The following is a 21,496-nucleotide window of genomic DNA, read 5'->3' as shown; positions in this document are numbered from 1 at the left end:
CGCCTCCGTCCCGGAACGGGAGTGAATGCGCAGTTCCGCGTACGGTTTTGGCACGCGTCTACGTTCGTCGACGTAGACGGTCGCGACCACAGGGTGAGGATCCGCACCGGCGTGCGACCTACCATCGCTGCATGGAGGAGCATCGTGCGCTGATCCCGCGGCCACCAGTGTGGGTGCAGGACCTGGCGCTGACGCTCTTCATCACCGTGATGCAGGTCCAGGGCACCGTGGTGCGCAATATCGGTGAGGTGGGGGCCCGGCCGCTGACCGACCTCGGGTTCCTGGGATACGCGCTGCTGATCGTGAGTGGTGTGGCCATCGTGGCCCGCCGACGGTGGCCCGCAGCGGTTTTCGTCACGACCGCGATCGCCAGCATCGTGTACTACGGCTGCGGGTTTCCGGACGGGCCGACCTGGCTCGCGCTGTTCGTCGCGCTGTACACCCTGGCGGCCGTCGGCGATGGGCTCCGATCGTTGGTACTGGCCGGGACCGGGATCGGCCTGCTCTCGGCCGTATGGCTGATCACCTCGATCGGGATCGAGCCGCGTGCAGCCATCGGGTGGGTGTATTTCCGGATCGGCGCGTCGGTGATGAGTGCGGCGCTGGGGGAGTCGGTGCGGACCCGGCGGGTGATCGCCGTCGAGGCCCAGCGGCGGGCCGAGCTGGCCGAGCGCACGCGAGAGGAGGAGGCGCGGGCCCGCGTCGATGCCGAGCGGTTGCGCATCGCGCGCGAAGTGCACGACACCGTCGCACACGCCATCGCCGTCATCAATGTGCAGGCCGGTGTCACCGCGCATGTGCTGGACCGGAAACCGGAACAGGCGCGAGACGCGCTGCGCGCGATCGAACAGACCAGCTCGCGGGCCCTCGGTGAGATGCGGGCGGTGCTCGGCGTGCTGCGCGACGACGGTGACGACGAGCGCTCGCCGTACCCCGGCCTGGATCGGGTCTCGGAGCTGGCCGACCGGGCGCGCTCGGCCGGTCTTGATGTCGAGATGTCCGAAAACCTGTCTACCGCAGTGGTTTTACCGAGTGCGGTGAGTGTCGCCGCCTACCGCATCGTGCAGGAGTCCATCACCAACGTGATCCGCCACGTCGGCCCGACGCGGGTGACGATCGTACTCGACCACGACGCTGACACCCTGCGGGTCAGGATCACCGACGCGGGGCGAACCGGCTCCGCCCACCCGCCCCCGGCGGGGCCGGGTGGGCGCGGTATTCCGGGGATGCGAGAGCGTTGCCGACTGCTCGGCGGCGACCTCGAGGCGCAACCGCATCCGGACGGCGGATTCGAGGTCGCGGCCTGGCTGCCCCTCGCCCCGGCGGGGTCGCCGCGATGACGGCCCAACCCATCGAGCCCATCAAGGTGTTGCTCGCCGATGACGAGATCCTCGTCCGGTCCGGCTTCAAGGTCTTGCTCGACCTGGAGGACGACATCACCGTCGTTGCTGAGGCCGCCACCGGCGCGGAAGCCGTCGAACGCGCCCGCGTCACCCGCCCGGACGTCGTCCTGATGGACATCCGCATGCCGAAACTCGATGGCATCGAAGCGACTTCCCACCTCACGCGTATCCCCGGCCTCGAACGCACCCGCGTTCTCGTGCTCACCACCTACGACACCGACCAGAACGTCTTCGACGCCCTCCAGGCCGGGGCCAGCGGCTTCCTGCTCAAGGACGCGGGCCCGGCCGAACTCCTGCACGCCATCCGGGTCATCGCCGCCGGCGACGCCCTCCTCGCGCCCCGCATCACCCGCCGCCTCATCGGCCGCTTCACCGCGCAACAGGCGGCCGCGCGGATAGCCGAGGAAACGCTCTCGGTGCTGACCGATCGCGAGCGGGAAATCGTCGCCCTGGTGGGCGAGGGTCTGAGTAATACCGAGATCGGCACCCGGCTGCGGCTCAGCCCCGCCACCGCCCGCACCCACGTCGGCAATGCCATGCGCAAGCTGAGGGCGCGCGATCGCGCACAACTCGTCGTCATCGCCTACCGCACCGGACTGGTCACGCCCTGACCCGAGGCCCCCGACCGTGCGGGACACCTAGGGGCGGCGGAAACGGTTTGAGTGGCTGGGCCTTCCGGCCGGAAGGCATCGCAGTGGGTGATGATGGTGGAATGAGCCCCGGTTCGCAGGAGAGCGTCCCGACCGATCTGGATACCCGTCTTCTCGCGACGGCCATCGCCATTGCGGGGCGGGCGCGGGAACGGGGCAATCACCCATTCGGGGCGTTGCTCACCGGGCCCGATGGGGCGGTGTTGCTGGAGGCCGAGAACACGGTGGTGACCGGACGGGACGCGACCGGGCACGCGGAGACGAATCTGGTGCGGGCGGCCAGTGCGGCTTATGATGCCGAGTTTCTGCGTGGCTGTACGGTTTACACCAGTTGTGAGCCCTGTGTCATGTGTGCCGGGGCGATCTATTGGGCGAATATCGGCCGGGTGGTTTATGCACTCGGAGAAGACCAGCTTCTGGGGCTGACCGGGGCGAATCGGGAGAACCCGACGATGGCGCTGCCGTGCCGGGCGGTATTCGCGGCGGGGCAGCGGGGGATCGCCGTGGTGGGGCCGGTCGAGCTCGCGGAGGCGCGGGCGGTGCACGGCGGGTTCTGGCGCGGAACGATGGCGTAGTAATACCTTCCAGCGCATAGGTATTCGATGTTTCCTGAGGTCGCGGCGGGGTCGCCGGATGGTAGCGGACGGTCGGCTCGGAATCGGCTGAATGACACCTGTGAAAATAGCGGCGCGACGCGCGGAAAAGCGCTCGAAATTTACATGCCGCCTGCGGCGCGGTGCGCTGGTGTTCCGCTATCGTTCATCCCACTATCCGATGCTGCTACTGGCGCGCCAGGGCTGGTTCGTCGATTCCGGAGTGGGTGGCCGGGGCGGCCAATGCCTGACGCGACCCCCGACCGTCTCCGAAAGATCGAGGGAACGTGCCCGTACCCGTTACTCTGACCGGCCGTCTGGTACGGCTGGAACCCCTTGCGCCGCAGCATGCGTCGGGTCTCGCGGAGGCCGCGGCAGGGAATCGCGACGATTATGCGTTCACTCCTGTCCCACACGGTGTGGACGAGGCGCTGGAATACATCGCCCAGGCACTGGCCGGGCATGCCGCGGGCACCTCGCTGGCCTTCGCCATCGTGGCCATGGCCGGCGGCCGGGTGCTGGGCTCGACCCGGTTCACCCGCTTCGACTATTGGCAGGGTCCGGTGGTGTGGCCGCTGGTCCATGGTGCGCCCAGCGACGATCCGCTGCTGGCGGTGCCCGACGCCGCCGAGATCGGGAACACCTGGCTGTCCCGGGAGGCCCGCGGCTCGGGCATCAACCTGGAGTCCAAACTGCTGTTACTCCAACACGCCTTCGAGGTGTGGCGGGTGCGGCGCATCGCCATGCGCGCCGACGTCCGGAACCTGCGCTCCCGCATGGCGATCGAACGGCTCGGCGCCACCAGCGACGGGGTCCGGCGAGCGCATTCGCGCGGGCTGGACGGCGAGGTGCGCAGCACCGCGTTCTATTCGATCCTGGAGGACGAGTGGCCCAATGTCCGGGCCATCATCGAGGGCGAATTGGCGGCGCTGCCCGCGCCGGGGACGCGCAGTCGTCTGGTCGGCGCGTAGGCCGGGGGAGCGCCCGCGAACCCGTTCGGACCGGCCGGAAGACCGGTCGGTCCGAGCCATGGCCGGCGACTATAATTCCGGGTGTTGCACCGGTCGGGCGTCGAGGAGAGATCTGTCCGAGTCTGGTCACTCGACGAGCCGGCACCACCTCGGATGACGATGCCAGCAACCCTTCTCCCGAAGGAGCGGCGCATGCCCGACCCCATGCGCACGAAAGTCTGCCTCTCCGACAGCGTGTCCGGATCCCCGGTCCTGAGCCTGTTCCTCGTCCCCGAACCCCGCGTTCCCGGAGCCGGAGTCCTGCACCTGGTCGAGCAGACGCCGCTCGCCGCCGGGCCCCGCTGGTCACCCGCCCCGATCCCGAGCCCCAACCCCCACCTCGTCGAGTGGTTGCACGCGCACGGCGTACCCAGCATCCGAACCCGATTCCTGGCCTTCACCGCCGGAGAGCACGATCCGCACCGGATGCACGTGGTGCTGCACGATCACTTCATCGCCGATCCGGAGCCCCCCATGGGGCTGGACGCGGACGATCCCGACGAACTGGCCCGGCTCGAACTGCTCCCCGAGCACTGGCTCGGCCCGCGCCGCATCGACGACTTCCACAACTACGCCGTCCGGTCCGCCATGCTCGCCGTCTACCGGCATTTCGGCGTCGACCGGCGCATCCCGCTCATGTACCACGGATACGCCGAACCCGAGGACGGCTGGTTCGAGATCCCGGCCGCGGAGGCCTAGTCGAACGGGACGACGGTCAGCAGCCACCACGGCCGCTGCGGCGACCGGAACTCGAAGGTCTGCACGTACATCCGCCGCTCCTTACGGGTCAGCGGATCGTTCATCAGCACCGTGCGCTCGTAGGGCGCGGCCGGAACGACCCCGCTGTCCCACAGGCGATCCCAGTCGGGGGAGCGGCGGGCCAGATTGACGATCTCCTCCACCCGATCCGGGTGCAGCTCGGGGGCGGCGGCACGGAACGCCGACACCATCACCTGCGCCTCGGCCTCCCAATCGCCCAGCCGATAGCGGGCCATGGGTTCGAGCAGGATCGCGGTCATCAGATTCGCGCCCGGGCCCGTGCCGGGGAACAATTTCTTGAACGCGTCGTTGGCCGCGACCACGTCGTAGCCGCCGTCGTGCAGGCAGGCCGGATGCGGGAGGCTGTGTAGCACCGCGAGATCGGCGTCGGGCGGCGGGGAGGGGTCGAACACCCTAGGCAGTGTGCGGGATAGCTCTTCGGAATGACTTCGTATCGAGTTAAGCCGGATCACAAGACTGGGTACTGTCGCAGAATTTCTGCCATATTGAGAGGATCCTGTTTGGTTTTATTCGAAGTGGGTACGGGGGTCGGACACCGGCTATGGCGCTGATACGGATCGGGGTGCTGGGCCCGCTGCACATCAGCATCGATGGCCAGCGCGTGCCTCCGGGCGCGCCCATGCAGTGCGCGGTACTTGGCCGGCTGGTTGCCGCCGGCGGCCGCGTGGTGCCCACCGAACGGCTCATCGACGACCTCTGGCACGGCGACCCGCCCGCCAAAGCCGTTGCCGCGCTCCAGGTGTACATCCACAACCTGCGCCGCGTCTTCGAACCCGACCGGCCGCGTCGCGCCCACTCGCGCGTCATCGTCTCCGAATCCCACGGCTACGCGCTCAACCTGGAACCCAACCAGGTCGACTCCTGGCTCTTCGAACAACTGCTGCACGGCCACGAGGCCGCCATGCGCGATCCCGCCGGACGACCCGAACCCCTCGAACAGGTGCGGGTGCTCGACTCCGCGCTCGCCTGCTGGCACGGCGGCGCCTTCGAATCGTTCCCCGGCATGACCTGGGCGACCCAGGAGACCGCGCGGCTGCAGGCGCTCAAGATGACCGCGGCCGAACTGCGCGCCCAGGCGGCGCTCGAGATGAACCGTCCCGCCGAGGTAGTGCTGGCGCTGCGGCCCGTCTTCGAGGAGCATCCCGGCCGGGAGGAGACCGCCCGGCTGCTGGCCCTCGCCCAATACCGACTGGGACAGTCGCTGGACGCGCTCGCCACCGTGCGCCGCAGCCGCGAATTCCTCACCCTCGAATTCGGGGTCGACCCCGGACCCGCGCTGCGCGACCTGGAAACCGCCATCCTCACCCACTCGGTGGACGCCGAGACCACACCGCCCGTCGTGGTGGTCCGGCCCGCCGAAACCGAACCCCTGCCCGCCCCGGAACCCCTGCCGGACAGTGGATATGCCACCCAGCGCGACGCCGTGCTGGTCGCCGCCGAAGCCGCCGCCGAAGGACACGTGCGACTGGTCTGGCTGTCCGGCGAGGCCGGGGCCGGGAAGACCACCCTCGCCACCGCCATCACGACGCACCTGAGCGAACGCGGCTGGACCACCGTCTTCGGCCGCTGCCCCGAGGTCGACTCCGCGCCGCCCGCCTGGTCCTGGGCCGAGGTGCTCACCGGACTCGACGCCGCCGACCCCGAAACCTTCACCGCCGCCGACGCTTTCACCCTCGCGCGCCGCGTGGTCCGGTCCTGCCGGGAACGGTCCGCCGGGACACCCGTCGCCATCGTGCTCGAGGACGTGCACGGCGCGGACACCGCCACCCTGCAGGTATTGCGGCAGGTGGTGAACTGGTTGCGCGACAGCCCGATACTCATCGTCGCCACGCTGCGCGGCACCGAGGCCGGACCCGGCGTCCGCGACACCGCCGCCGCCCTGGCCCTGTTCACCGCCGACCGCATCGAACTCGACGGACTCGACATGGCCGGGACCCGCCGGGCCGCGGCCGCCGCCGGACTCACCGCCCTCGACGACCGCACCGTCGAACTGCTGCGCCGCCGCACCGGCGGCAACCCGCTGTTCGTCCGCGAACTCGCCAAACTCGTTGCCAACCAGGGGATTACCGACGCGCTGCCGGACAGCGTGCGCGACCTGCTCGGGCGCCGGATCGCCCAGCTGCCGCCGGACGTGGTGGACCTGCTGCGGCACCTGTCGGTATGGGGCGACAGCGATATCGCCACCCTCGCGGGCTCCACCCGGCAGTCCCACGATGCCGTCATCGACCTCGTCGCCGCCGGCGAAACGGCGCGGCTGCTGCGCACCGACCGCGCCGGGCGCGTCACCTTCGACCACGCGCTCGTCCGCGAAACCGTCTACTACGACCTGCCCGCGCTCCGCCGCACCCGAATGCACTGGGCCGCTTTCGAATACCTGCGCCACGACCCCGACGCCGCGACCCGCAACCCGCTGAGCTCGGAACATGACGCCGATGCCGGAAGGTCGTCGACCCGTCCCCCGGTCGACGGCGCGGGCTTCCCCCTCGAGGCGGACCGGGCGCTGTCCGCACTGCGCGGCGCCGACGAAGTGGTCGCGGCCCTCCTCGGAATGCCGCGGTACGCCAACGGATCTCGCATCGATCGCACGTTGTCGGCACTGCGTGGTGCGGACGAGGTCGCCTCGGCCACCCCCAACGCCCCAGGTCCACGCGCACCGAGACCCGATCCGTCGGCGCTCTCGGCCGCGTCGCTGCGGATGGCGGGATTGTTCCAGGCCGGAATCAGGCACGCCGCCGGCGATGCCGGCGCGGCCTTCGCGCACGGAACCGCCGCCCCCGCGAATGGATCGCCCGGCACCAGCGGAACACCCGGCGCGGCGAACAAGTCGGCAATGGCAGCTCTGAGTTCATCGGCGGTGGGCGGGTTCGCGGCCGAGTTCCCCTTTGCCGGAGCGTATTCCGGCACGGATGAGCCAGCGGTTCCGCGCGGGCGGGATATCGATGAGTTGGCGCATCACGCGGCGCTCGGGGCCGATGGCGAGACCGCGACGGTGGCATTGCCCTATGTGCGGGCGGCGGCGCGGCGGTGTGTGGAACGGCGGATGCGGGCCGATGCCGTGCGGCGGTGGCGGTCGGTGCTGGCGTTGCACGATCTGGCGGGGCACACCGGGGAGGGTGCGGCGCAGCGGGATCGGCTGGCGGTGCTCGAGGCGCGGTGCGAGCTGGTGGTGGCGCTGGCCTACGACGGGCAGCACATCGCGGCGCGGGCGGCGCGGGCGCAGGCGCTGGATCTCGCCCAATCGGTCGGTGGGACAGCGGTTCTCGCGCACGCGGTCACCTGCTGGCCGACGCCGCTGATCTGGTCGGTGCACGACTGGCACACGCCGGATCCCGGGCTGCGGGGGCCGTTGCGGGCCGCGTCGGCCGATCCGGTGCAGCCGGTGCGGACGCGAATCATGTTGCAGGTCACCGCTGTTTTCGATCGCGCGGTCGAGGATCCGGCCGCCGCCTGCGTGCTGGCGGCCACCGCGATGGCGCTGGCCGAACCGCTCGACGACCCGGATCTGCTGTGCACGGTGCTCAACGCGCAGGCGTTCGCGGCCTTCGCGGCGGGCGGCTTCCTGCGCGCCCACGACCTGCGGCGCTACGCCACCCACCTGCTGCGCATCTCCGCCGAGGCCGAACTCACCGAATTCCGCGCGCTCGCCCACTATCTGCTGTTCCGTGCCACCCTCGCCGACGCCGACCTGGTGGCCGCCGCCGAACACGCCGCCCAGGCGGGGGCCTACGCCACCGACGGGCAGCTGCGGCACCTGCTCGACGCCATCGCGCCCTTCGGCATGGTGCTGGAGTTGTTGCGCGGCAACACCGATGAGGTGCTGCGCCTGCTCGCCGAGGGCAGCGCGGGCATCGACGACCTGGTGGCGCACTCGCTGGAGGGCGCCGCCGAACCGACCCGCGACACCAACGCGCTGCACGTCGGCATCGCCGTATCCATCGGCTGGCTGCGCGGCGACATGTCGGAGTACCTGAACGACCTGCGCGAACGCACCGCGCTCAAACCCGAACTGTTCGTGCACGGCTACGCGCTGGCGCTGGTGAACGCGGGCCGCCCCGAGGAGGCCCGCCGCACCCTCGCCGCCGCGCCGCCCCTCGCCCCGCAGTTCTGGTCCACCTTCACCGCGGTGAAAGCCCGCCTGGCCATCGCCCTCGACGAACCGGCCGACGCGCGCGACATCTACACGCAGCTGCTGCCGTACGCGGGCACCGTCTGCGGGCTGGAATCGGGAGCCTCGGCGATGGGGCCCATGGACTTCGTGCTCGCCGAACTCGCCGCCTACCTCGGCGACCACACGCGCGCCGCCGGGCACCGGTCCGCCGGTACGGAACTCCAGACCCGGCTGCGCACCCAGTTGGGCGAACTCGCGCCCGCGGGCCTGGGCCTGATGCGGGCCGGGCGGCTCGGCGCGGTCGGCCACGGCCGCCTCGAACCGGCCGCCGAATCGGCCGCACGGGTGGGCGAGGGAACTTCCAACCGGTGTGAGACGTCCTAACCTTCGAGGCCGATCACCGGCCGGAGGGGGAGGGCGACATGACGAAGTGGGTGCGCGGCCGCCGGATGCTGGTGGCCGTCCTGGTGCTGGCGGTGGTCGGCGGCCTCGCGGCCGGGGGAGTGGCCGGGGTGCGCTGGTGGCAGCACGGACACCCCGGGACGAATCCGTTCACCGGTCCGCGCAACCTGGCCGGCGGCCTGGTGCACGATTTTCCGGCCATCGATTCCACCGGGCTGACCGACGCGCAGAACCGCGTCGTGGATGTGCTGCGGCAACAATTCGAGGAACAGAGCGGACGCGATAAATACTCGGAGGGTATTGCCGAACCGTGGTGCGCCGACTTCGTGAGCTGGGTGATGCGTGCCGCCGGGCAACCGTTGCACAATCCGAATTCCGGATCCTGGCGCATACCGGGCGTTTACACGTTGGAGGAGTACTACCGGGGTCAGCGCCGTTTCGAGGAGGCGAACGCAGGTTTTCTACCGCGTGTCGGAGACGTTGTCATGTACTCCGATTCCAGTGTGTTCCATCAGCACACGAATATTGTGATCGCGGTGGATTCGGATACGATCACCACGGTGGGTGGCAATGAAGCCGGAGAATCCGGTGGCGTCGCCATCCATGAATTCCGCCCATCCGGCACAACGGGGCTGGTCGGTTTCGGGCGTTTGGGAACACGCTGATTCCACATTCTGGAAACACGCGGGGCGGGGTGTACAACCGAGCGCATCTTCCGCCTACGATGGTTTCGGCGGCGCCCGGCAGCGTCGCCGATTGATCCCTGTCCTGCTGCCCCCTCATCGGCAGGACAGGGGTCCCCGCCCGAAGAAAGAGCTGGATGACGTTGCCCGACGCACCGACCTGGATCGATTACGCCGAATTCGGCGAACGTTTCGTGGCGGCGGCGGTGACGGAATCCCGGATCGAATCCGCGGTCTCCAGCGTGGCCGGTCAGGGCATCACCATCGGGCCCTTCGGAATCGGGCCCGCCGGACTGGCCCGCTTCGTGGCCAAGGGCAGCATCGGCAAGCCCACCATCATCCGGCGCGCCCCCCACGTGCACTTCGACGTCATGCTCCCGGTCACTCTCCGGGTCGACGTCACCCTCGGCGGGCAGCGGCTGCGGCTGGAGGCGGTCGTGGAGATCGACCTCACCATGCACGCGCGCACCGCCGACCCGCTGCTCATCGTCATCGACATCCCCCCGGTCACCGGCCGCGACGTGAGCTTCGTCATGCGCGCGCAGGCCATCGGCACCGCGTGGGAAGTCCTGCTCAACCCGATCGCGCAGCTGGTGCAGCGCGAGGTCGCCAACCGGATCAATGTGATCCTGGCCGACCCGGACTCCCAGCGCGGCCGCACCTTCGACGTGCAGGCCATCCTGGACGGCACCCGCTCGCCCTACAGGGGCCGCCCCACCCACGAATGGATCGGCTACGACGAGTTCGGGCACCGGTTCTTCGACCTGATCGTCACCGCGGACCGGGTCCGGCAGGTGGTGGAGTCGATGGCCGGCAAACCCATCGAGGTCGGGCCGCTGCGCACCGGCCCCGGCAACAAGGCCGAGGTCTGGGTGCAGGGCAGCGTGCGATTGCCCAAGGTGGCCGCCGCCGCACCGGTCACCCCGACGGCCCCGCCCGCGCCGCGGATCGCCGAATTGCCCAGGGCCGCCGCCGAATCCGCCGCGGCCGCGCAGGCCGCCGAAGCCGCTGCCGCCGAAGTCCATGATCCTGCGCTGGTGCGCTTCGACCTCACCATTCCCGTGAGCCTGGACATCAGCGTGGACGTGCTGAAGACCAATCGCTACCGGGCCGAGGTGAACGTGCCCGTGGCCCTCACCGCGCGCGCCGCCGAACCGTTGCTGATCGTCATCGACGCCGCCCCGCCCCGGGCTCGCGACATCGATCTGGAGATGATCGCGGAGGGCTGGCGGGCCGCCGCCCTGGGCAAGCTCGCGGGCATGCGCAAGCAGATCGCCGCGCAGGTGGCGACGGTCGTGCGGAGCGAGGTCGCGGATGTCTCGCGCCGGACCATCGACGTGGGCGCGCAGCTGAACAAGACCCGCGTCTGACGGTCTCGGCAGCCACGAAAATTCATAGCTATTTGTTCGCTGTCGGCCGGTCGTTGCCTGGTTTTCCATTGATGTGACATATGGTGCCGATGTGCTCGATGAGTCTGGCGATTCCAATGTGAATATGGTGAAATGAGGGCACGTTCAGGGGCTCCCGGCGCACGGATGATCTTGTTGTCATCGGGGAAGGTGCGCCGGGTACGCCGCAGGTGGACCGAATAGGTCCAGAGCCAGACTCCTCCAGCACTCGATCGGAATGTTCGACCAGTGCGCGAAGGAGCCGTGATGAGTTCTGCCCCTGTCAACCGACGGAATTTCCTCTCCGGGGCAACGGCCCTGGCCGCCGGGATCACCGCTGGAATGGCCCTCCCACCCGCCACCGCCGCCGCCAAGGAATCCCTCGGCACCCTGCTCGACTACGCGGGCGGCGTCCCCACAGCCGAATCCATCAGCGACGACGGCCATATGGGCGTCATCCGCTATGTCTCCGACCGGCGGCCCGGCGCGGAATGGATGGAAGGCAAACCGCTGCTCGCCCGCGAGGTCGACGCGTTGCGCGCCGCGGGCCTGGCGGTGGTGTCCTGCTACCAGTTCGGCAAGGGCCCGACCGCCGACTGGCGCGGCGGCTACCCGGCCGGGTTGAAGCACGCCGCACGGGGATTGGTGCTGCACAAGGCGGCGGGCGGCCCGGACAGCGCGCCCATCTACGCCTCCATCGACGACAACCCCAGTGACGAGGAGTTCGAGTCGATGATCGAGCCCTACCTGCGCGGATGGGAAACCGTCATCGGGCGCCGGCGGACCGGCGTGTACGCCAACTCGCCGACCATCGACAACATTCGCGACGTCGGGCTGGGTTCGTTCTTCTGGCAGCACAATTGGGGCACCCCGAAGGGCTACGTCCACCCCGCCGCCACCCTGCACCAGTTCGAGATCGACAAGCGCGAGGTGGGCGGCATCTCGGTGGACGTGAACTCTGTACTGGTCCCCCAGTACGGCCAGTGGTGGTGATCGCCGACTCGCGGCGCTCTCGTGAACAGGCCCGAGGTCAGGTCTGGCAGTGGCAGGTGGGGTCCTGCGCCAGATCGGGCTCCTCCGCGACTACCCGGAGCATCAGGTGGGGATCGTTGTGTTCCTCGTCGGCGCCGTTGGCGAAGGTCTGCCCATTGCCGTTCCAGGAGAACAGCGAGAAGCGGGACAAGCCGGAGAAGGCGGATCCCAGGCTGCCGAAGGAAGCCGAGGAGATGAGAGAGCCGAACGAGCCCACCGACCCGATCGACAGCACCGAGCCCACGCTGCCGATGGACAGGATCGAATAGGCCGAGCCGATCGACAGGATCGATCCCTCCGAACGAATCGAGAGGATCGATCGGCGCGAATGCAGTCCCCGTAGCGGGTTGGAAACAGCGGCCATACTTAGCGGTCTACCACAGGAATCCGCTCCTGCAAACGATTTCGCCCCCGCCGCTCCCGGGCTTTCGCTCGGGAGGGACGGGGGCGAATTCTCGGCGTGCGCCGAGACTAGACCGTGAAGAAGCCGATGGTCGGCAGGAAGGAGCAGGTGATCGGCTGCGCCTCCGGGTCGGACTGGGTGGTCAGCGAACCCGAGACGATGGCGACCACGCGACCGGCGCCGGTGTTGGCGATGGCCGACAGGGTGGCCGGGCCGTCCGGGTTGATCTTGGCGTCGTCGGTCAGGTTCATGGTGCCGGTGGCGCGGGTGTCCAGGTTCAGCCACTGCACCGTCATCGGGGTGGGCTGCGGGTCGGTGGGCCGCTTGGTGCCCAGCGCGGTGAACACGAAACCGGCCTGGCCCTGCGCGGGTCCCGGCGGGGGCAGCTGCGCGGGACCGGCGACGGCCAGCGCGGTGCCCACCGAGTCGGCGGACGAGGAGATGCAGCCCTTGCCGATGGTCGGCCACAGGAACTGCGAGATGACCGGGCCGTCCTCCGGAATGTCCGGGCCGCCACCGCCACTGCCGTCGAGGAACTTGATGACCGCGAGCAGCGTGGTCTTCACCTGCGGCGGCAGGTTGCTGTTCTCCAGCAGCTGCTTGGCCTGGGCGAGGATGGTGTTCTTGGGGCCGGCATCGGCGATATCGGCGGGCCCGGCGGCCGCGCCCACGATGGCGGGGATCAGCGAGGCCAGGGCGTCGACCGGAACCCCTTCGGGGATCATCGGAATCGACACCGCGCTCAGGGGCGCGGGCGCGGGCTTCGCCTCTGCCGCAGTCGGCACGGCGACGGTGGCGCAGGCCGCCAGGGCCAGCGCGGAGACTGTGAACCGCGTTCCTCGGGTGCGAAGCACTGGTGTAGCCGTCCTTACCTCGGGTACAACTAGCGGCGATGGAGCCCCATCGCTCCGCGCCACTCTAGGGACCGGGCTGCCGTGTTGTACAGCCAGCGTGTGATCTTGGCGAACTTGATCAGCTGACGCTATCGAACGAGCGACCAGAATGCGTGTTACTGATGGGGCCAGTGATGCAAATGTTACGCAGAGTGTCCGATGCGCGGCGCAATTCGGGATACGACTAGGCTGACCGCGGCCGTAGACCGCCTGAGCTGAAAGACGTGCCGCGTGAAACGACACTTCCACATGGCCGCCGCGGCACTGGGTATTTCGGTGCTGGCCCGCCTGCTGTGGGTGCTCCTGTTGCCCAATGGCATGAACTTCGTGGACCTTCATGTCTACGTCGACGGCTCGGCGAATCTGGGCAGTGGCCATCTGTACGAGTACACCGATGCCAGTAAGACGCCCGACTTTCCGCTGCCTTTCACCTATCCGCCGTTCGCGGCGCTGGTGTTCTACCCCCTGCATTTCCTCCCTTTCGGCGTGGTCGCCATCGGGTGGCTGCTGGCCACGGTGGCGGCGCTGTTCGGCGTGGTGTGGTTCGCGCTGGAGATGATCCTGGGCTCCGAGGCCATGCGCGAACAGCGTTGGCGCACAGCCGCTGTCGCGTGGACGGCGGTCGGGATGTGGCTCGAGCCGGTGCGCACGACCTTCGACTACGGCCAGGTCAATGTGTTCCTGGTGCTGCTGGCCATGCTCGCGGTGCGCAGCTCGCGGTGGTGGGTGTCGGGCACGCTGGTCGGTGTGGCGGCGGGCATCAAGCTGACCCCCGCGGTCACCGGGCTGTACTTCGCGGCCCGCAAGCGCTGGTTCACCGCGTTATGGTCGGCGGTGGTCTTCTTCGGCACCATCGGCCTGACCTATCTGCTGACGCCGGGGGAGACCAACAAGTACTTCCGGGAGCTGCTCGGCGACGCCAAGCGGATCGGCCCGGTGGGCTCGTCGACCAATCAGTCGCTGCGCGGTGCGCTCAGCCGTCTGCTCGGCCACGACGTGGTGTCGGGTCCGGTGTGGATCGCCGCGGCGCTGGTGACCGCGGTCCTGGCGTTCTTGGCTTGGCGCGCACTGCGTTCCGACGATCGACTGGGCACGCTGATCATCGTGCAGCTGTTCGGGCTGATGGTGTCGCCGATCTCGTGGTCGCACCACTGGATCTGGCTGGTGCCGGTGATCCTGTGGCTGACCTACGGTCCGCTGCGCGACGCCCCCGGGGCGCGGGCGCTCGCGGGGTACTGGCTCGCGGTGACCTTGATCGGCGTGCCGTGGGTGCTCGGGTTCTTCCAGGATTCGATCTGGACCATCTCGCGGCCGGGCATCCTGTCCTGGCTCGGCGCGGTGGATGTGATCGGTGTGCTGGCGCTGTTCGCCTGGATCATCTGGGCCGGTCGCCTCGAGAGTCGTAGCCGGACAGACGCTGAAGTGAAAGTCGCGGTGTGAAATTCGCAATAGGCGGGTCCCGGTGCCCACGTTTCTTGGGTGCGCGAGATATTCATTACTACGGCTACGCTTATCCGCGCGCCGTCAGGCGAGATCGCCAGCCGTGACCTCCGGTCGGTGACCAATCCGACCCGAAAGTCCGTCTGTGAATCGACGTTTCCAGCTGGCTGCCGTCGCCCTCGGCATCTCGGTGCTGGCTCGTGTGGCCTGGGCGCTGTTCTGGCCCAGCAACCTGATCCTCGTGGACCTGCACGTCTATGTCGAAGGCGCCGCGAATCTCTTCGGCGGGAACCTCTACGAATGGACCGATTCCAGTCGGTCACCACAATTTCCGCTGCCGTTCACGTATCCGCCGTTCGCGGCGCTGCTGTTGTATCCGTTGCATTTCCTGCCCTTCGACGTGGTCGCCGTGGGCTGGTTGCTGGCCACCGTCGGGGCGCTGTTCGGCATCATCTGGATCGCCCTGGAGATGATCCTCGGTCCGGAGGCCATGCAGGAACAGCGTTGGCGCACCTCCGCGGTGGCGTGGACCGCGGGCGGCATGTGGCTGGAACCGGTGCGGTCCACCCTCGACTACGGCCAGGTCAACGTGTTCCTGGTGTTCATGGCGATGGCCGCGGCGCGCAGCACCCGGTGGTGGCTGGCGGGCGCGTGGGTCGGCCTGGGCGCGGGCATCAAGCTGACCCCGGCGGTGACCGGGCTGTACTTCGTGGCCCGCAAGCAGTGGCTCGCGATCGCGGCCTCGGTGGGCGCGTTCGTCGGGACCATCGGGCTGACCTACCTGCTCACGCCCAACGAGACCAAGAAGTACTTCGGTGAGCTGGTCGGCGACCCGCACCGCATCGGGCCGGTCGGTTCGGTGGTCAACCAGTCGCTGCGTGGCGCGCTCAGCCGCCTGGCCGGGCACGATATCGGCGGCGGGCTGCTGTGGAAGACGGCGGTGCTGGCCACGGCCGTGCTGGCCTTCTTCGCTTGGCGCGCACTACGTTCCGACGATCGGCTGGGCACGCTGCTGATCGTGCAGCTGTTCGGCATGATGGCCGCGCCGATCTCCTGGTCGCACCACTGGATCTGCCTGGTCCCGCTGGTGCTGTGGCTGCGCTTCGGCCCGCTGCGCGACGCGCCGGGCGCGGGCTTGATGCGCGCGTTCTGGCTGTTCAACACGATTGTCGGCATCCCGTGGCTGCTGGGCACGGTGCAGACGAACATGTGGGAGATCTCCCGGCCCTGGTACCTGGCCTGGGCGGGTACGGCCAATGCGGCCGGGGTGCTGGTGCTGTTCGGTTGGATGATCGCGGTGAAGCGGCTCAGCCCTGCTCCCGCAGTCGATCGATCTCCCGTGCGAGAGCCATATCCAGTGGCGTGAGTCCGCCGGCGGAGTGGGTCGAGAGCGTGAAGGTGACCCGCCGCCAGCGGATATCGATGTCGGGATGGTGGTCGGCGGCCTCGGCCGCGGCCGCCACCCGGCGGACCAGCTCGATTCCGGCCAGGAACGAGTCGGCCTGCACGGTGCGGCTGATGCTGTCGCCCGTTCGGGTCCATTCGGGCAGGTCGGTCAGTGCCTTGGCGATCTCGTCGTCGGAGAGCAACACAGGACTCATAAGTCCTGGTCTACTCCGATTTCAGGCGGCGCGTGCGGCTTTGAGGCACTTCTTGAGTTCCTTGCCGCAGCAGCCGGCGGCCTCTGCCTTCTTCATCTTCATGATGACCACAGGGCATTTCATGCACCGCGTTTTCTTGCGGCAGCATTTCTTCTTAGGCTTGAGACGCGAGACGTCCTTTGCCTTGACCTTGCCCATGTTGGTTAGCTTAACCTAACCTCTGGCCGTTGAACAGGTGACCCACGTCGCCCGGTAATGTGTAGCTCGCCGCATGCCCGGTGGAGTTCGCCATGTCTCGTCGTAGGCAGCCCCACGCATGAGAACCCATCCGGGTCGGCTACAGACTTTTCACCAGGAGGAATCAAACGTGTCGTCTGTCGAGTTCCGCAACGTCGCCATCGTGGCGCACGTCGACCACGGCAAGACAACACTGGTCGACGCCATGCTCCGGCAATCCGGTGCGTTCGCCGAACGCGCCGAACTCGTCGACCGGGTGATGGACTCCGGTGACCTCGAGCGCGAGAAGGGCATCACCATTCTCGCCAAGAACACCGCTGTTCACCGGCATAATGCCGACGGATCGGTCACCGTCATCAATGTCATCGACACCCCCGGCCACGCCGACTTCGGTGGTGAGGTCGAGCGCGGCCTGTCGATGGTGGACGGCGTCGTGCTGCTCGTCGACGCGTCCGAGGGTCCGCTGCCGCAGACCCGCTTCGTGCTGCGCAAGGCCCTCGCCGCCTCGCTGCCCGTGATCCTGGTGGTCAACAAGACCGACCGCCCGGACGCCCGCATCGAAGAGGTCGTCGAGGAATCCCACGACCTGCTGCTGGACCTGGCCTCCGACCTCGACGACGAGGCCTCGGAAGCCGCCGAGCTGGCCCTCGACCTGCCGGTGCTCTACGCCTCCGGCCGCGCGGGCGTCGCCTCCACCAGCCGCCCCGAGAACGGCCAGGTGCCGGACGCGGAGAACCTCGACGAGCTGTTCGAGGTCCTCATGAAGTACGTGCCGGCCCCGAAGGGCGACGCGACCAAGCCGCTGCAGGCCCACGTCACCAACCTCGACGCCTCCCCGTTCCTGGGCCGAATCGGCCTGGTGCGCATCTACAACGGCACCCTGAAGAAGGGCCAGAACGTGGCCTGGATGCACGGTGACGGCGTCAAGACCGTGAAGATCACCGAGCTGCTCAAGACCGTCGGCGTCGACCGCCAGCCGGGCGAAGAGGGCGTGGCCGGTGACATCGTCGCCATCGCGGGCATCCCGGACATCATGATCGGCGACACCCTCGCCGACGTCGAGAACCCGGTCGCGCTGCCGAAGATCACCGTCGACGAGCCCGCGATCTCGGTCACCATCGGAACCAACACCTCGCCGCTGGTCGGCCGGGTGTCGGGCCACAAGCTGACGGCCCGCATGGTGAAGTCGCGCCTGGACCAGGAACTGGTCGGCAACGTGTCGCTGCGTGTGCTCGACATCGGCCGCCCGGACGCCTGGGAGGTCCAGGGCCGTGGTGAGCTCGCGCTCGCCATCCTGGTCGAGCAGATGCGCCGCGAGGGCTTCGAGCTCACCGTCGGCAAGCCGCAGGTGGTCACCAAGCAGGTCGACGGCAAGACCCACGAGCCGTTCGAAGAGCTGACCATCGACTGCCCCGACGAGTACCTGGGTGCCGTCACCCAGCTGCTGGCCGCCCGCAAGGGCAAGATGGTTCAGATGAGCAACCACTCCGCCGGGTGGGTGCGCATGGAATTCATCGTGCCGTCGCGCGGCCTGATCGGTTTCCGCACCGACTTCCTCACCGAGACCCGCGGCACCGGTATCGCGAACGCGGTCTTCGACGGCTACGCGCCGTGGGCCGGCGAGATCCGCGCTCGCCACACCGGTTCGCTGGTCTCCGACCGCAACGGCTCGGTCACCCCGTTCGCCATGATCCAGCTGGCCGACCGCGGTCAGTTCTTCGTGGAGCCGGGCGCGGACACCTACGAGGGCCACGTGGTCGGCATCAACCCGCGCTCGGAGGATCTCGACGTCAACGTCACCCGCGAGAAGAAGCTGACCAATATGCGGTCCGCCACGGCCGACGTGTTCGAGACGCTGGCCAAGCCGCTGCAGCTGGACCTCGAGGGTGCGATGGAGTTCTGCACCGATGACGAGTGCGTCGAGGTGACGCCGGAGATCGTGCGCGTGCGCAAGGTCACCCTGAGCGCCACCGACCGGCAGCGTGAGATCTCGCGTCGCAAGGCGCGTGACCGGGCCGCCGCCCAGTAGGCAGACCAACTCTCGGGACTCTCGGGGGCTTCGCGCCCGAACCTCCAACCGCCGATCGCGGTGGATCGGCCCCGAAACCTCGACCGCCCACCCGGATTCCCCGGGTGGGCGGTTCCAGCTCTGACGGACCTTGCCCCGGCCCAGTGCCGGTAGCCGGGTGGCGTGAAGGGGATCCAGTAGAGTGCCGAACGTGATGACGGGGGCCCGGAGGCGCGCATCGGTGCGCGCGGTGCTGTTGATGGTGGCGACCCTGCTGGCGGTCGCGACCGGCTGCACCGCGAATCCGCCGCCGCCCATCGAGTCCACGGACTCTCCCAAGACGCAGCCCGCCAAGCCCGGCAAGAATTCGGTCGTGGTCGCGGTGGACGACATCGGGATCGGGTTCAATCCGCATCTGCGGTCGCAGCAGTCGCCCGCGACGGCGGCGGTGGCGTCCATGGTGTTGCCGAGCCCGTTCAAGGCCGCGCCGACGCCGGGGGTGCCGGGTGCGACCGACTGGATTCTGAATCCGGCGCTCATGGTGTCGGCGGACGTGACCTCGCAGGAGCCGTTCACGATCAGCTACCAGATCAAGAACGAGGCGTCCTGGTCCGATGGCGCTCCGATCGCGGCCGAGGACTTCAAATACCTGTGGCAGCAGATGATCACGCAGCCGGGCACGGTGGATCCGGCGGGGTATCGGCTGATCTCCGACGTCAGTTCCGCGGCGGGCGGCAAGACCGTGAACGTCACGATGACGCAGCCGTATCCGGCGTGGCGGCAGCTGTTCACGGATCTGCTGCCCCAGCATCTGGTGAAGGACAGCGGTTTCGAGCAGGGCCTGGTCGACACCATCCGGATCTCGGGCGGCCAGTTCCGGATCAAGCAGGCCGATCGTGGCCGCGAGGAGATCCTGCTGGAACGCAATGACCGGTACTGGGGTCAGCCCGCGGTGCCGGATCAGATCCTGTTGCGGCGCGGCGGAACTCCCGCGCAGGTGGCGGAGTCGCTGCGGGTCGGGGACGCGCAGATGGCGCTGGTGCACGGCGGGGTGGCGTTGCAGGCGCAGCTGGCGGCGATCCCCTCGGTGCGCACGGCCGTGATGGCGCAGTCGCGGGAGATGTCGCTGGTGCTCAACGGGCGCAGCGGGGATCTCGCCGACGTCCGGGTGCGGCGCGCGGTGCTGGCGCTGCTGGATCCGGTGCTGCTGGCCACGGTCGGCGCGCAGACCGGCAGCTGGGTGGAACCGGTTCGGGCGCAGGTGCTCTCGCCGTCGGACCCCGGGTACGCGGCCACGCAGCCGCCGCGGCTGCCGGTGGAGGAGGCGTTCGCCTTGCTCGCGGAGGCCGGGTTCGCGCGGGCCGCGGAGACGCCCGCGGCGCCGTCGGCGACCTCGCCCGCGCCGCAGCCGCGTCCGCTGGCCAAGAACGGCAAATCGCTGACGGTGCGGGTCGGCGCGGTGGACGGCGACACCACGTCGCTGGCGGTGGCCAATACCGCCGCCGACCAATTGCGCAGCGCCGGAATCGATGTCATCGTCCGCAGCGTCGCCGCGGCGACGCTGTACGGCAAGGAACTGACCGACGCCGGGATCGACGCGGTGGTCGGCTGGGAGCGCACCGGTCAGGATCCGGCCACCGTACTGGCCTCCCGGTACGGCTGTGCGCCGGTGGCCCCGCCGGGCGACAACGGGGACACCACGGTCGCGGACGGTGCGAAGAAGTCGCCGTCGAATCTGTCCGGGGTCTGCGACGCGGCGCTGCAGCCCGGTATCGACGCCGCCCTGCGCGGCCTGGATCCCGGCAAGGTGATCGCCGAGGTCGAGCCCCGGCTGTGGGAGATGTCGACCGTGCTGCCGATCGTGCAGGACACCCAGGTGGCCGCTGCGGGCCCGCGCGTGGACGGGGCCTCGCTGAGCGGCGCCATCCAGACCGGCATCTTCGCGGATGCCGCCAATTGGCGGAGGCTGCCGTGACCATCGATTCCGCGCGCCACGGCCTGCTGCTGGTGCACGCGCACCCCGACGACGAATCCATCACCACCGGCGGCACCATCGCCCACTACCGCCGCCGCGGCGTCCCGGTCACCGTGGTGACCTGCACGCTCGGTGAGGAGGGCGAGGTCATCGGCGAGGAGTACGAGCAGCTGGTGGCCGGGTCGGCCGATCAGCTGGGCGGCTACCGGATCGCCGAATTGACCAGGGCCCTGGACGCGTTGGACGCGGGCGTGCCGCACTTCCTGGGCGGCGCGGGCCGCTGGCGGGACTCCGGCATGGCCGGGACGCCGTCGGCGCGCAATCCGCGGGCCTTCGTGAATTCCGGGACCGCCGCCACCGACGCGCTGGTGCGGGTGCTGCTGGAGCTGCGCCCGCGGGTGGTGATCGGCTACGACCCACGCGGCGGGTACGGGCATCCCGATCACATTCGCGCGCACGAGATCACGATGGCGGCGGTGCACGCGGCCTCGGACTGGGGCTGGACGGTCCCGAAGGTGTACTGGACGGTCACTGACGCCGCGGTGCTGGCCATGCACACCGAGGCGTTGAAGCGCCGCACCGTGGATCAGCTGCCGGGCGCGCTGCCGCGCGGCTGGCGGCTGCCGCACGAGGGCGAATTGGCTTGTGTCCCGGCGGAATCGGTGACCACCGCGGTGGACGTGTCCGATGTGCTGACGGCGAAGCGGGCGGCGCTGCGGGCGCACGCCACCCAGGTGACGGTGGCGCCGTCGGGCCGGGAGTTCGCGCTCTCGAACGATGTCGCCCAGCCGGTGCTGCCGGAGGAGCATTACATTCTGGTGCGGGGTGAGCGCGGCCCACTCGGCCCCGACGGTCGGGAACATGATCTCTTCGGCGGGCTGGAATGAGAG

Annotated in this window: 19 protein-coding genes; 14 read left to right on the top strand and 5 right to left on the bottom strand. The window is 69.1% G+C overall.

Annotated elements, in window-relative coordinates; all coding sequences use genetic code 11:
- The first annotated feature begins 131 nt into the window (after nucleotides 1–131).
- The 5 genes from ACQP06_RS30060 (at nucleotide 132) to ACQP06_RS30040 (ending at nucleotide 4,355) form a co-directional block, all read left to right on the top strand.
- Complete coding sequence (locus tag ACQP06_RS30060) at nucleotides 132–1,340, top strand: sensor histidine kinase (protein WP_433668081.1); 1,209 nt, start codon at nucleotides 132–134, stop codon at nucleotides 1,338–1,340.
- A complete protein-coding gene (locus ACQP06_RS30055) occupies nucleotides 1,337–2,014 on the top strand; it encodes a response regulator (RefSeq protein ID WP_433668079.1) in 678 nt (225 codons plus the stop codon). The genes ACQP06_RS30060 and ACQP06_RS30055 overlap by 4 nt, the downstream gene beginning before the upstream one ends.
- Nucleotides 2,015–2,115: 101 nt before the next feature.
- Nucleotides 2,116–2,628 carry a nucleoside deaminase gene (locus ACQP06_RS30050; protein WP_433668077.1) on the top strand — a complete coding sequence of 171 codons (513 nt, stop codon included), beginning with the start codon at nucleotides 2,116–2,118 and terminating at the stop codon, nucleotides 2,626–2,628.
- Nucleotides 2,629–2,933: 305 nt separating this feature from the next.
- On the top strand, nucleotides 2,934–3,617 hold the full coding sequence (locus tag ACQP06_RS30045; RefSeq protein WP_433668076.1) for a GNAT family N-acetyltransferase: 684 nt from the start codon (nucleotides 2,934–2,936) through the stop codon (nucleotides 3,615–3,617).
- Between the two features lie 192 nt (nucleotides 3,618–3,809).
- Nucleotides 3,810–4,355, top strand: coding sequence for a hypothetical protein (locus ACQP06_RS30040; protein WP_433668074.1), 546 nt, complete (start codon nucleotides 3,810–3,812; stop codon nucleotides 4,353–4,355).
- On the opposite strand, the gene ACQP06_RS30035 is transcribed toward ACQP06_RS30040, so the two are convergent.
- A complete protein-coding gene (locus tag ACQP06_RS30035) occupies nucleotides 4,352–4,828 on the bottom strand; it encodes a hypothetical protein (protein WP_379273413.1) in 477 nt (158 codons plus the stop codon). The two genes, ACQP06_RS30040 and ACQP06_RS30035, sit on opposite strands and share 4 nt — an antisense overlap.
- A gap of 149 nt (nucleotides 4,829–4,977) precedes the next feature.
- Here ACQP06_RS30035 and ACQP06_RS30030 point away from each other — a divergent pair, with 149 nt between their 5' ends.
- From ACQP06_RS30030 to ACQP06_RS30015, 4 genes are all read left to right on the top strand, one after another.
- On the top strand, nucleotides 4,978–8,928 hold the full coding sequence (locus tag ACQP06_RS30030) for a BTAD domain-containing putative transcriptional regulator (protein WP_433668073.1): 3,951 nt from the start codon (nucleotides 4,978–4,980) through the stop codon (nucleotides 8,926–8,928).
- A gap of 65 nt (nucleotides 8,929–8,993) precedes the next feature.
- Entirely contained in the window at nucleotides 8,994–9,611 is a 618-nt protein-coding gene (locus ACQP06_RS30025) for a CHAP domain-containing protein (protein ID WP_433668072.1), read from the top strand.
- Nucleotides 9,612–9,766: 155 nt separating this feature from the next.
- Nucleotides 9,767–10,999 (top strand): hypothetical protein, encoded by a 1,233-nt coding sequence (locus tag ACQP06_RS30020; RefSeq protein WP_433668070.1) that lies wholly within the window; start codon nucleotides 9,767–9,769, stop codon nucleotides 10,997–10,999.
- A 285-nt stretch (nucleotides 11,000–11,284) separates the two neighbouring features.
- Nucleotides 11,285–12,010, top strand: a complete 726-nt coding sequence (locus ACQP06_RS30015) for a DUF1906 domain-containing protein (RefSeq protein ID WP_433668068.1) — start codon at nucleotides 11,285–11,287, stop codon at nucleotides 12,008–12,010.
- 37 nt (nucleotides 12,011–12,047) lie between these two features.
- Here the strand turns inward: ACQP06_RS30015 and ACQP06_RS30010 are convergent, their stop codons facing one another.
- Nucleotides 12,048–12,413 (bottom strand): hypothetical protein, encoded by a 366-nt coding sequence (locus ACQP06_RS30010; protein ID WP_433668066.1) that lies wholly within the window; start codon nucleotides 12,411–12,413, stop codon nucleotides 12,048–12,050.
- A gap of 107 nt (nucleotides 12,414–12,520) precedes the next feature.
- On the bottom strand, nucleotides 12,521–13,306 hold the full coding sequence (locus ACQP06_RS30005) for an Rv1157c family protein (RefSeq protein ID WP_357091504.1): 786 nt from the start codon (nucleotides 13,304–13,306) through the stop codon (nucleotides 12,521–12,523).
- A 270-nt stretch (nucleotides 13,307–13,576) separates the two neighbouring features.
- Here ACQP06_RS30005 and ACQP06_RS30000 point away from each other — a divergent pair, with 270 nt between their 5' ends.
- Together ACQP06_RS30000 and ACQP06_RS29995 are read left to right on the top strand one after the other, a co-directional pair.
- Nucleotides 13,577–14,785 carry a mannosyltransferase gene (locus tag ACQP06_RS30000; protein WP_433668064.1) on the top strand — a complete coding sequence of 403 codons (1,209 nt, stop codon included), beginning with the start codon at nucleotides 13,577–13,579 and terminating at the stop codon, nucleotides 14,783–14,785.
- 145 nt (nucleotides 14,786–14,930) lie between these two features.
- Nucleotides 14,931–16,151, top strand: coding sequence for a mannosyltransferase (locus ACQP06_RS29995; protein WP_379273398.1), 1,221 nt, complete (start codon nucleotides 14,931–14,933; stop codon nucleotides 16,149–16,151).
- On the opposite strand, the gene ACQP06_RS29990 is transcribed toward ACQP06_RS29995, so the two are convergent.
- Both ACQP06_RS29990 and ACQP06_RS29985 read right to left on the bottom strand, forming a co-directional pair.
- Complete coding sequence (locus ACQP06_RS29990; RefSeq protein WP_379273396.1) at nucleotides 16,093–16,386, bottom strand: 4a-hydroxytetrahydrobiopterin dehydratase; 294 nt, start codon at nucleotides 16,384–16,386, stop codon at nucleotides 16,093–16,095. The genes ACQP06_RS29995 and ACQP06_RS29990 overlap by 59 nt on opposite strands.
- Nucleotides 16,387–16,407: 21 nt before the next feature.
- Complete coding sequence (locus ACQP06_RS29985; protein WP_357091493.1) at nucleotides 16,408–16,584, bottom strand: hypothetical protein; 177 nt, start codon at nucleotides 16,582–16,584, stop codon at nucleotides 16,408–16,410.
- 169 nt (nucleotides 16,585–16,753) lie between these two features.
- Between ACQP06_RS29985 and typA the strand changes: the two genes are divergently transcribed.
- The 3 genes from typA (at nucleotide 16,754) to mshB (ending at nucleotide 21,493) form a co-directional block, all read left to right on the top strand.
- On the top strand, nucleotides 16,754–18,652 hold the full coding sequence (typA, locus tag ACQP06_RS29980; RefSeq protein WP_379273392.1) for a translational GTPase TypA: 1,899 nt from the start codon (nucleotides 16,754–16,756) through the stop codon (nucleotides 18,650–18,652).
- 193 nt (nucleotides 18,653–18,845) lie between these two features.
- A complete protein-coding gene (locus ACQP06_RS29975) occupies nucleotides 18,846–20,606 on the top strand; it encodes an ABC transporter family substrate-binding protein (protein ID WP_433673470.1) in 1,761 nt (586 codons plus the stop codon).
- Nucleotides 20,603–21,493: an N-acetyl-1-D-myo-inositol-2-amino-2-deoxy-alpha-D-glucopyranoside deacetylase gene (mshB, locus tag ACQP06_RS29970; protein ID WP_433668061.1), complete on the top strand. Its 891-nt coding sequence runs from the start codon at nucleotides 20,603–20,605 to the stop codon at nucleotides 21,491–21,493. The genes ACQP06_RS29975 and mshB overlap by 4 nt, the downstream gene beginning before the upstream one ends.
- Nucleotides 21,494–21,496: the final 3 nt, after the last annotated feature.

Source organism: Nocardia sp. CA-136227, assembly GCF_050955695.1.
In the GTDB taxonomy this organism is placed as follows: domain Bacteria; phylum Actinomycetota; class Actinomycetes; order Mycobacteriales; family Mycobacteriaceae; genus Nocardia.
Note: the sequence above shows the minus strand (reverse complement) of the source record. Positions and strands in the feature narration are given on the sequence as shown.